Raw genomic sequence first — 10,687 nt, forward strand, 5'->3', positions numbered from 1 at the left:
CGCCACGGGAGCGGAACCGCATCGTGTCGGTGGCGGAACTCCGGGGTCCCGCGGGGCCGGCACGGATCCAGGCCGCCCTGAGCCCGGCGCGAGGGCCGTGCGCACGTCAACACTCTCGCGGGGGAGCCCCGGATAGGTCGCGTTTTCTGGACACCACCTGAGCGCTGGTTCAGCGCTTGCTCTCCCCCTTCTGCGTGCCCACCGGATCGGGGGCCCGTCGTCCGCCGCCCACGTCCCGTCTCAGGGGGACAGGGCGCCTCCGAGCTGCGACCTATCGTGATCCCGCTCCATCCGGAAGGCCCGGCGAGGCGCCCCGGGGGGAGGTCGATCCGTGTCGAACGCGCATGCCCGGCCGAGCCACGACCGCTCGATCGCCCTCGGCCTCGTGCTGCTCCTGCTCGCCGCCGTCCTCGTGGTCCTGCCCGCGTCGAGGGCCGCCGCGGCCACGGTCCTGCTCCAGGAGGGGTTCGGCGGCATCAGCGTCGCGGACTCGGCGTGGCAGGCGCTCGACGGCGCCTGCATCACGGCGGCGACCACTGCTCCGCCGACCGGCTCCTCGAATCTCGGCGTCTGCGCCAACCGGACTCAGGCCCCCGCCGCCGCGACGAGTCCGGGCTTCCTGCAGCTCACCGACGCCCGGAACAACGCCAAGGGCGGCGCGGTCTTCAACCGGCCGATCCCCGCGATGGGCGGCATCGACGTCCAGTTCGACCAGTACCAGTACAGCTCCGCCCTCGGCCTCCTCGGAGCAGACGGCATCGGCTTCTTCCTCACGGACGGCTCGAAGTCACTGACGGCGGCCGGAGCCCCTGGCGGCTCGCTCGGCTACGGTCAGTCCGCGACCGTCGAGGGTGTGAACGGCGGCTATCTCGGCATCGGCATCGACGCCTACGGGAACTTCTCGGCCAGACCTCCCACGCAGAGCACGACACCCAACGCCCCGCCCACCTACGGACTCGGATTCGGGTGCCCCTCCGGCTCAGGCCAGGGCCAGGTCGCGAATCAGATCGTCGCCCGCGGTGCAGGCCAGGGCCAGACCGGCTACTGCTTCCTGCAGGCCGCGCCGCCGCCGACGCTCACCTCCGTCCGCACCCCGATCACCGTCTCGTCGGGCAATCCGCCCGCGAGCTACGGCAGGACCGTGCGGATCACCGTGTCCGCCACGGCCTCCCCCGTCGTCACGGTCTACTGGGGCACCTCGGCGGGAATGGCCGCCTCCGCGCTGACGCAGCTGATGCAGTTCACGATGCCGACCGCAGCGCCCTCGACCTACAAGCTCGGCTTCACGGCGTCCACCGGTGGATCGAACGACACCCACCTCGTCCGCAACGTCTCCGTCTCGTCCATCAACACTCTCGACGACATCACTCTGGTCAAGCAGATCGACCGCACCACCACGCAGCCCGTCGCCTACGCCGAGGGATCCGTCATCCCTTACCAGTTCGTCGTCACGAACGGGTCCATCCGGGGCACGCTCACCGGCATCGTCGTCACGGACCCGAAGGCCGCGAGCATCTCCTGTCCGACGACGACCCTGCTCCCGCTGGCCTCCACCATCTGCACGGGATCTAATACTGTCACGGCCGCCGAAGCGGTGGCCGGCTCGTTCGTCAACACGGCGACCGCTGCAGCGACGAAGACGGAGACGATCTCGAACGTCGTGACGACGACCCCCGTCACGAGCAGGACCGCCACCGCCACCGCCCCCATCGCCACCCCGGCTCCCGCTCTGACCCTCACCAAGACCGCCCTGCTCACCGACACGAACGGCAACGCCCAGGCCGACCCGGGCGAGCAGATCCGCTACTCGTTCCTCGCCCTCAACTCCGGCAACGTCACGCTGCAGACGGTCGCCGTCGCCGACCCGAAGGTCACCGGCATCACGCCCGCCTCGACTCAGCTCGCACCCGGAGCGAGCGCGACCTTCACCTCGGCGCCGTACACGGTGCTGCAGACCGACATCGACAAGGGCACGGCCGTCACCAACACCGCCACGGTCAGCGGGCGCACGCTGGCAGCCTCGGCCGTGACGGTCACCGCGACCTCCACGGCCACCACGCCGATCCGCTACGCGCCCTCGATCTCGCTGACGAAGAACGGCACGATCCCGACCGGGGCCGCCGTGGGCTCGACCGTCTCCTACAGCTTCTCCGCCACCAACACCGGCAACACCGGGCTGAGCGCCGTCGCGGTCACCGACCCCAAGAGCGGGCTCTCCGCGCTCGCCTACTCCTGGCCGGGGACCGCCGGGCGCCTCGAGATCGGCCAGTCGGTCACCGCGACCGCGTCGTACACGCTCACGCAGGCCGACGTCGACGCGGGCCAGGTCCTCAACACCGCGACCGCGACCGGCACCCCTCCGACGGGCGCCGCCGTCACGGCCACCGCCTCGCGGACGGTGACGATCACCCGCACGAACGACCTCGCGCTCGCCAAGACCGCGAACCCCGCCTTCATCAGCGCCGCCGGCACCGTGGTGACCTACACCTTCCGCGCGACCAACACCGGCACCACCACCCTCACCGCGGTCGCGATCAGCGACCCCAAGAGCGGGCTCTCCGCTCTCACCTACTCCTGGCCGGGCACTTCCGGACGACTGCTGCCCGGCCAGGTCGTCACCGCGACCGCCGCCTACACGACCACAGCCGCCGACGTCACCGCCGGCACGATCGCCAACACCGCCACGGCGACGGCGACCGGCCCGACCGGCGGGGCGTTCACCCGCACGGCCTCGGTGAGCATCTCAGTGATCCCCGATCCGGCGGCCGACGCCGCGACGGTCGTGCAGGGCGGATCGGTCGTGATCGACGTGCTCGCGAACGACGGGCCCGCCGCGACCGGAGCGACCTTCTCGCGCGCGCAGCTCTCGGCGACCCCGAAGGCGATCGGAGGCGCGGCGACCCCAGCCCCCGCCACTCCCCTGCAGGGGTCCGTCTCCTGCGTCGCGAGCGGAGCGACCCGCGGCCAGTGCACCTACCGCCCGATCGCCGCCTTCGTCGGCACCGACGTCTTCGACTACTCCCTCTCGGGCCAGTACGGCACCTGGAACGTGCGGGTCACGGTCACCGTCACCGCGCTGAACCGCGCGCCGGTCGCCCGACCCGACCGCGTGGTCGCGACCACCGGCGGCCCCGCCGTCACCGTCGCTCCGCTCGCGAACGACACCGACGAGGACCCGGGCACGACCCTCGCCCTGGCCGGCACGAGCGTCCCGGCCGGGCTGCGCGGCACCTTCTCCTGCTCCGGATCCACGTGCACCTACACGCCCGCGACCGACGGCTGGACCGGGAGCGCGACGATCGCGTACACGGTCACGGACGGCGCGCTCACGGCGGGCGGCACGATCACGGTGTGGGTCGATCCCGCTCCCCTCGTCCGGCGCGGCTTCTCCGGCACCGGCAGCACGAGCGGAGCGGTCGGGCTCGGCGCCTGGACCAGCTCCTCCGTGGTCGCCACGCCTGTCGCGAGCTGCACGGCCGGTCGGCCGAGCACCCTCGTGAGCTGGTCGGCCGCCGCTGGAGCGACCGGCTGGACCCTCGAGCGCCGCCTCGCGGGGACGACGCCCGGCCCCTGGACCGTGATCGCGGCACCCGCCGCCTCCGCGACGAGCTTCACCGACGACCGGGTCGGTGAGGGCCGCAGCTACCAGTGGCGGGTCCGCCCGGACCTGCAGCGCTGGCTCGGAGTCGCGTCCGCCGCCTCGACCGCCGTCGCCCAGCCGGCCGTCACCACCGCCGGAGGCTGCTGATGCCTCCCCGCCGACACCCCTCTCGTCCTGCACGTGTCCTCGTGAGGGAGACCACGCCCGCACCGGGCACCACCCACCAGAAAGGAACGGTCGCCATGACCACCACAGCACCCACCCGTCGCAGCCCCTGGAAGAAGATCGCCCTCACCGGCGGCGTCCTCCTCGCCGCGGGAGCCCTCGCCGGCGCCGGCGCCTTCGCCGTGTTTACCGACTCCGGGAGCGCCAGCGTCACCGCGGACGCCGGACAGCTCGACATCAACCTCGACGGCACCTTCATCGTGACGGACATCGCGCCCGGAGACACCATCCAGCGCCCGGTGACGATCGTCCTGCCGAACGCCACCAACGACGGCGACCTCGTCTCGTCGGTGCGCTTCTCGCAGGCCGTCACCAACGACGTCGTGGGATCCGACACCACCGACCAGAACCGTGTCGGCCAGTCTCTCGTCTCCGGCCCGAACGGCCTCGACTACCGCCTGCTGACCTGCTCCACCGCCTGGACGACCGCCCCCACCACGACTCCGGCGGGCCCGTACTCCTGCAGCGGGACCACCACGGTCACCGGATCCGGCAAGCTGTCGTCCATCGGCGGCCAGGCCGGCGCGGTCGACTTCACCCCGGCGAACTTCGGCATCACCCCCACCACGACCGGGACCTTCCCCTCGGACGCCGGTGATGTGACGCTGAACACGCTGATCGAGCTCGTCCTGCCGACCGCGGCCGACAACGCGTACGAGAACGCCTCCGCCACGGTCACCTTCACCGCCGCCGCGATCCAGCGCGCCGGCATCCAGAAGTAGACCGTCCCCCACCGCCTCCGTCCTGCCCGGCCGCCACCGGCGCGGGGCGGAGGCATCCCCCTTTCCTCCCGGAGTCGTCCCCATGCCCCACGCCCGTGCGCTCGTCGCCGTCCTCGCGGCGGTGCTCCTCGCGCCCGCGGCGAGCGCCGAGCCCGTCGGCGTGCTCGACGTGCGCGAGCTCTCGGCGCCCGGATCCCTCACCGACCTCGCTCCGGGCGACCGCGCCGAGTGGGCGGTCGAGGTGACCAGCACCGGCCTGTCGCCGCAGGGGGTCTCCGTGGCCTTCGCGGTCGACGGAGGGACGCTGGCGCAGGACCCGCGCGACGGCCTCCAGCTGTCCGTCGAGCTCTGCGCCTCGGCATTCACCGTCGCCGAGGTCGTCGACGGGGGGCGCACGGTCGAGCGCTACCTCTGCCCCGACGACGCTGTGCCGCTCGGATCCGGGCCCGCGGCGACGCTCGGCCGGCTCGACGGTGTCCGTCCGCTCGAGCGCGGGGCCACCGTGGGCGTGCGCGTCCGCGTCCTGTTCCCGGAGTCGGCCGGCAACGGGACCGAGCTCGCGGCGGCGTCGCTGCGGGTGCTCGTGGGCACGACGGAGGAGGATCCCTCCGCGACGCCCGGCCCCGGCTCCTTCCCCGGAGCGGCGGGCGGCGGGCTGGCCGTCACCGGCCGCGACCTGGGCGCTGCGCTCCTGGGCGGGATGCTCGCCCTCGGCTCGGGCGCCCTGCTCGCCGCGGCGGCGCGCCGTCGTCACCGGAGGGAGCAGGCGTGAAGGCCCTCCGCGCTCTCCTCGGCGGCCTGGTCACGATCGTGGCCGTCGCCGGCATCGCCGTCTTCGTCCTCTCCGCGCTCGGTCTCGTGCGGCTCGTGCCGGTGCTGTCGAACTCGATGGCGCCCGGGATGCCCGTCGGCTCCCTCGCCGTCACCCTGCCCGTCGACCAGGCCGCGATCCGCGCCGGTGACGTGATCGTCTTCACCGACCCGGACGATCCCGGCCGCCGCGTCAGCCCCCGCCTCACCCTCGTCTACTCCGAGGAGGAGGCGGCGGCCCTCCGCGGCCGCGAGCCCGGCCAGTTGGCGCTCACCGCCCAGGGCGACAACAACGAGTCGGCCGACCCGTGGATCGTGACGATCGCGGACGAGCGGATCTGGCGCGAGAGCTCGGTGGTGCCGCTGCTGGGCTGGCCGAGCATCGGCCTCGCCCACCCGGAGGCGCGGTTCGCGCTCTTCGCCGCGGGCGGCGCGGTCATCGTGGGCGCGCTCCTGATCGCCATCTGGCGCCACCCCGCGGAGGTTGCCCCGTGAGCGGCGCGCACCGCTCGTCGGACGGCACGCCGCCCCCGGAGCCCCTGCGTCCGCCCGCTGAGCACGGACGGCACAGCGCCCGGCCGTCCTCCCGCGACCGCGGAGCCCCGCGCCACTCCCCCGAGGTCCGCCGCCGCGTGGTCTCCCGCGCCGGCCTGGCGGGACTCGTCGCCGGCGCGCTCGTCCTCGGCGCCGCCGCCACCGCCACCGCCGTGCTCCTGGACCGGGGCTCCGTGAGCGCACGGATCGCCTCCGGCACCGTCATCGCGACGTTCACCGGCACCGGAGCGACGACCGTGCCGGTCCCCGTCGCGGGACTCGTCCCCGGCGGCACGGCCCGGCGCCTCCTCGACCTGACGAACGCCGGGACCCTGCCGATGTCGGCCCTCCAGCTGCAGACGGCCACCGGCACCGACCTCTCGGACGGCCTGCAGCTCGCGATCGAGCGCTGCTCGCTGTCCTGGTCGGCCGATGCCGCGACCTGCCCCGGCACCGTCACCACCGTGTCGGCCGACCGCCCCGCCGCCTCCCGCCTCGACCTGCCCGGCTCCCCAGCTCTGGCCGTCGGAGCGACCGACCACCTCCGCCTGACCGTGCGCCTGTCGGAGTCCGCGCCGTCCGCCGCGCAGAGCACCTCGGCGACCCTCACCGTCACCTTCTTCGGCGTGCAGCGTCCGGGCCGCCAGCTGTAGGCGCGGCGGGCCCACGCCTCGGCGGCACCACCGCCGCGCCGCCCCCTTCCGCGCTGAGGTGCCCGGGACGGCCGTCGACACGCCGGAGAGGGCGACCGTCTCGGGCGACTCAGCGGGGCCGCGGGTACCTCGGTGATGCCTCGCTACTCGCGCAGGGCCGCCACGGCGTCGTGGAAGCTCGGCACGTCGGAGAGCACGCCCTCGGGGCCCAGCACCGTCCAGGTCGTGCCCGTGCGGATCAGGACGCCCAGCTCCTCGGCGGGCCGGCGGCGGGTGCGGCGCAGCTCGAGCACGAAGACTCCGGGACGCGCCTCTCTGATCTCGGGCGTGCGCCGGTCGGGCAGCATCACGAGTCCTCCCCGAGGGTCAGCGGTAGACGCTCCACTCCTTCTTCACGATCCGGCGCTCCTCGCCGTCGACCGCGACGATCCACTCGCCGTCCTTCTTGGCCACGACCCGCCCGCGCAGGTACTGCGGCTCCCAGCCGTCGGCCTTGTTGACCCACTTCACGAACCGCGCGAACCGCCCCGGTGCCACGTCGTCTCTGGACATCTCTCGACTCCCCTTCGCCGTCACCGGCACGTCCATCGACCTCCGTCAGGAGTTCACCTCGCCCAGCGCGAGGAGGACCTCTCCTGTGAGGTCTCGAAGCCGGTTCACCGACGGTAGAACGCGCTGCCAGAAGTGGACGAGGCCGTTGACTGATCGACGATCGTCTGGCAGTGGGGTCAGGATGCGGCAGCGGAATCAGGAGTCGAACAGCACGTGCGGCCGTCCGGCGTCGACGATCACGCGGGCGCGCACCCCGTAGACGTCCGCGATCAGCGCCGGAGTGAGCACCTCCTCCGGGGTGCCGCCCGCGACCACGCGCCCCTCGCGCAGCACCAGCAGCGCGTCGCAGAACAGGGCCGCGAGGTTGAGGTCGTGCAGCGCGACGACCGTGGTCACCGGCAGCGCCCGCACCAGGGCTAGCAGCTCCAGCTGATGGCGGATGTCGAGGTGGTTGGTCGGCTCGTCCAGCAGCAGCTCGCGCGGCTCCTGCGCCAGCGCCCGGGCGATGTGCGCGCGCTGCCGCTCGCCGCCCGAGAGGGTGTGCCAGAGGTGGTCGGCCTTCGCCTCGAGATCCACCTGCTCGAGGGCGCGCTCGATCGCGCGCAGGTCCTCGGCCGAGTCTCCGCCCAGAAGGGAGCGGTGCGGTGTCCGCCCCAGCCGGACGACGTCGCGGACGGGGAGGTCCGCCTCCGTCTCGGCCGGCTGCGTCACAGTGGCCACGGCCCGGGCGCCCTCGCGGCGGCCGAGCGAGCGGAGCGGCGCGCCGTCGAGGGTGACGACGCCGGCGTCCGGAGCCGCGGTGCCCTGCAGCAGCCGCAGCAGTGACGACTTGCCCGAGCCGTTGGGCCCGAGCAGTCCGACGGTCGAGCCGGGATGGGGGAGGAGCGAGACCCCGTCCCCCACCAGTCGGCGGCAGCGGCGCCACGAGACCCGCTCGGCCTCGAGCGTCACGAGCGGCGCCTCCGCTGCAGGAGCAGCAGCATGAACACCGGTACGCCGACGTGTGGCGGGCCGACCCCCACCGGCAGCGGAGTCGGCGCGAACGCCACCCGCGATCCGGCGTCGACCCACACCAGGAACACCGCGCCGAGCAGGATCGTCGCGGGGATCACCCGCGAGTGCCGCTGGCCGAACACGAGTCGCGCGGCGTGCGGCAGCACCAGCCCCACGAAGCCGATCGCGCCGGCGATGCTCACCAGGGTCGCCGTCAGCAGGGCCGTCACCACCAGCAGGAGGAGGCGGGTGCGGCCCACGTGCACGCCGAGCGACGCGGCCACGTCCTCCCCGAAGGCGAACGCGTCGAGCGTGCGCGCCGCGGCGAGGCAGACCACGGAGCCGAGCAGCACGACTCCTCCGCTCAGCGCCACGTCGTCCCAGCGCATGCCCTCGAGGGAGCCGAGCAGCCAGAACATCACGCCGCGCGTCTCGTCCGAGTCGGCGAGAGCGAACACGATCAGCGAGGTCAGCGCCGAGAACAGCTGGGTGCTCGCCACCCCCGCCAGGATCACGCCCGAGGTGCCGCCCGCCGAGAACCGCGTGAGCAGCAGGACGAAGCCGAAGGCGACCAGCGCGCCGACGAAGGCGCCTCCGGAGAGCCCGACCACTCCTCCGCCGACCCCGAGCACGCCGACGAGCACCGCGCCCGTGGACGCTCCGGAGGAGACGCCCAGCACGAACGGGTCGGCGAGCGGATTGCGCAGCAGCGACTGCAGGATCACTCCGCACACGCCGAGCCCCGCCCCGCAGGCCGCGGCCACGAGTGCGCGCAGGAGGCGCACCTGCCAGACGATCGCGTCCCCGGCCGCACGCACCGGGACGGAGGCGAGCCCGAGGTGGTTGAGGAGGATGTCGCGGACGTTCACGAGCGAGACGTCGGCCGGGCCGAGCGTCACCGCGACGCCGACCGAGAGCGCCAGCGCTAGCAGCCCGCCGACGACCAGCGCGGCGGCGGCCAGACCCCGCGGCACCCGGCGGACGAGGACCGTGCTCGTGCCCGTGTGCGTGCTCAGAGCGAGGCCCCGTTCTCGTCCCACCAGGCGCGGATCTTCTCGAGCCCGTCGACGAAGCGGATCGACGGGTTCAACTCGGCGCCGTGGAGCGCGATGAAGCGGCCGTCCTGCACCGCGGGCAGGCTGCTGGTCAGCGGGTCGGAGCGGAGGAACGCGGTCTTGTCGTCGAGGCGGTCGCCGGGGAAGCGGTCGCGCTGCAGGTCGCCGAGGACCAGGACGTCCGGGTCGGCCGCGACGACGCTCTCCCAGCCGACGGCGGGCCAGTCCTCCGTGCGGTCGGCGAAGACGTTGGTCATGCCGGTCGTGGTGCCGAGCATCGAGGCGAAGTTGTAGCCGCCGGCCATGTAGGGCGTCTTGGTGTCGGCGAACCAGAAGGCGACGCTCCGGCCGCCGAGGTCGACCCCCTCGGTGGCGGCGGCGGCGCGCTCCTGCAGCTGCGCGACCAGGGCGTCGCCGCGCTGCTGCACGTCGAAGACCTCGGCCAGCTCGTGGATCTCCTGGTAGAGGACGTCGACGGTCAGCGGGACGGTGCGCGTGCCGCTCCCGCCGTTGACGCTCGCTCCGTTGTCGCAGTCGGAGGGGGCGAGGTAGGAGCCGATCCCCGTCTCGGCGAGGCGGTCGCGCGAGGCGACGCCCTCGGGCGCGTAGTGCCGGCCGAAGGAGGCGGTGACGAAGTCGGGGTCGGCGCCGAGCAGCACCTCGTAGGTGGGCGCGTTGTCGGCCAGGCGCGGCACGCTCTCGTTCGCGGAGGCGAGGGTCGCGAGCACGGGGTCGGTCCAGGAGGCGGTGCCGACCATCCGGTCCTCGAGGCCGAGGGACAGCAGGATCTCGGTCGAGTTCTGGTCGAGGGAGACGACCCGCTGCGGAGGGGCGGTGACGGTAGTCGTGGTGCCGCAGTTGTCCAGCATGAGCGGGTACGAAGTCGTGCCCTCCCCCGCGGCGGCCGTGCTCTCGGGCTCGATCTGCTCGGAGGCGCCGCAGCCGGTGAGGGCGAGCAGGGTCAGGGCGGCGAGGGCGAGGGCGGCGGGGCGCCGTCGGTGCGTGGACATGGATCTCCCGTGGTTCGTGGGCGTCGGTCGTCGGCCCGGTTCATGGGCCCGGTTCATGGGCCCGGTTCGCCGGCAGGGCTCGGCGGCCCGGTCCGTCGGCGGGCGGCACCCGCGTCTCGGCGTGGAGCCCAGGTAAGCATAGCCTTACCTCATCTGGCCCCGTCCATTCGCGCCAGTCGATCCGCGCCACCGAGCCCTCGGCGCCCTCGGCCCGGCCCGCCGGCGACTCCGCAGAAGTCGCCGTGGTCGCGCGCGCGGACGGCGACCTCCGAGTTCTCATGTCACCCAGAAGGCCCGGAACAGCCGAGTAAGCGGACACCTGTCGCGCACCTCGCCTCCGCAGCCCCCAACCAGGTGGACAGCACCCCGGACACGGTTCCCCTGGGGGCGGGAGAGCGCGATCCTGAACACCGACGATCGACGGCTCCCGCCCCACCGCCCGCCGACCGTCACGGAAGGAACCCGTTGCCCCGCCGTCCGCGCGCGCGACCACGGCGACTTCTGCGGAGTCGCCGGCGGGCCGGGCCGAGGG

10 protein-coding genes are annotated in these 10,687 nt (G+C 73.7%); 5 read left to right on the forward strand and 5 right to left on the reverse strand.

Annotated elements, in window-relative coordinates:
* Positions 1-331: 331 nt before the first annotated feature.
* From C5D04_RS05255 to C5D04_RS05275, 5 genes are all read left to right on the forward strand, one after another.
* Positions 332-3,748, forward strand: coding sequence for an Ig-like domain-containing protein (locus C5D04_RS05255; RefSeq protein WP_104347353.1), 3,417 nt, complete (start codon positions 332-334; stop codon positions 3,746-3,748).
* Positions 3,749-3,843: 95 nt separating this feature from the next.
* Positions 3,844-4,548: a TasA family protein gene (locus C5D04_RS05260; RefSeq protein ID WP_104234080.1), complete on the forward strand. Its 705-nt coding sequence runs from the start codon at positions 3,844-3,846 to the stop codon at positions 4,546-4,548.
* An 82-nt stretch (positions 4,549-4,630) separates the two neighbouring features.
* Positions 4,631-5,320, forward strand: a complete 690-nt coding sequence (locus C5D04_RS05265) for a sortase (RefSeq protein ID WP_104347354.1) — start codon at positions 4,631-4,633, stop codon at positions 5,318-5,320.
* Complete coding sequence (locus C5D04_RS05270) at positions 5,317-5,853, forward strand: signal peptidase I (RefSeq protein WP_104347355.1); 537 nt, start codon at positions 5,317-5,319, stop codon at positions 5,851-5,853. Before C5D04_RS05265 ends, C5D04_RS05270 begins: the two co-directional genes overlap by 4 nt.
* A complete protein-coding gene (locus C5D04_RS05275; protein WP_104347334.1) occupies positions 5,850-6,545 on the forward strand; it encodes a peptidase in 696 nt (231 codons plus the stop codon). The genes C5D04_RS05270 and C5D04_RS05275 overlap by 4 nt, the downstream gene beginning before the upstream one ends.
* 143 nt (positions 6,546-6,688) lie before the next feature.
* Here the strand turns inward: C5D04_RS05275 and C5D04_RS05280 are convergent, their stop codons facing one another.
* The 5 genes from C5D04_RS05280 to C5D04_RS05300 all read right to left on the reverse strand — a co-directional run bounded on the left by C5D04_RS05280 (position 6,689) and on the right by C5D04_RS05300 (position 10,155).
* Positions 6,689-6,892 carry a hypothetical protein gene (locus C5D04_RS05280; protein WP_104234084.1) on the reverse strand — a complete coding sequence of 68 codons (204 nt, stop codon included), beginning with the start codon at positions 6,890-6,892 and terminating at the stop codon, positions 6,689-6,691.
* A 19-nt stretch (positions 6,893-6,911) separates the two neighbouring features.
* Positions 6,912-7,097 carry a hypothetical protein gene (locus tag C5D04_RS05285; RefSeq protein WP_104223398.1) on the reverse strand — a complete coding sequence of 62 codons (186 nt, stop codon included), beginning with the start codon at positions 7,095-7,097 and terminating at the stop codon, positions 6,912-6,914.
* 195 nt (positions 7,098-7,292) lie between these two features.
* Positions 7,293-8,048: an ABC transporter ATP-binding protein gene (locus C5D04_RS05290; RefSeq protein WP_104347356.1), complete on the reverse strand. Its 756-nt coding sequence runs from the start codon at positions 8,046-8,048 to the stop codon at positions 7,293-7,295.
* Positions 8,045-9,130 carry an iron ABC transporter permease gene (locus C5D04_RS05295; protein WP_104347357.1) on the reverse strand — a complete coding sequence of 362 codons (1,086 nt, stop codon included), beginning with the start codon at positions 9,128-9,130 and terminating at the stop codon, positions 8,045-8,047. Before C5D04_RS05295 ends, C5D04_RS05290 begins: the two co-directional genes overlap by 4 nt.
* Positions 9,103-10,155, reverse strand: coding sequence for an ABC transporter substrate-binding protein (locus C5D04_RS05300; RefSeq protein ID WP_104234087.1), 1,053 nt, complete (start codon positions 10,153-10,155; stop codon positions 9,103-9,105). Before C5D04_RS05300 ends, C5D04_RS05295 begins: the two co-directional genes overlap by 28 nt.
* Positions 10,156-10,687: the final 532 nt, after the last annotated feature.

It is taken from the genome of Rathayibacter sp. AY1D2, from assembly GCF_002932695.1.
Taxonomy (GTDB): Bacteria; Actinomycetota; Actinomycetes; order Actinomycetales; family Microbacteriaceae; genus Rathayibacter.

Excerpts from the sequence above, each read along its gene's own strand:
- C5D04_RS05265 (WP_104347354.1), top strand. The coding sequence starts at position 4,631 with ATGCCCCACGCCCGTGCGCTCGTCGCCGTCCTCGCGGCGGTGCTCCTC.
- C5D04_RS05285 (WP_104223398.1), bottom strand. The coding sequence starts at position 7,097 with ATGTCCAGAGACGACGTGGCACCGGGGCGGTTCGCGCGGTTCGTGAAG.
- C5D04_RS05300 (WP_104234087.1), bottom strand. The coding sequence starts at position 10,155 with ATGTCCACGCACCGACGGCGCCCCGCCGCCCTCGCCCTCGCCGCCCTG.
- C5D04_RS05260 (WP_104234080.1), top strand. The coding sequence starts at position 3,844 with ATGACCACCACAGCACCCACCCGTCGCAGCCCCTGGAAGAAGATCGCC.
- C5D04_RS05280 (WP_104234084.1), bottom strand. The coding sequence starts at position 6,892 with ATGCTGCCCGACCGGCGCACGCCCGAGATCAGAGAGGCGCGTCCCGGA.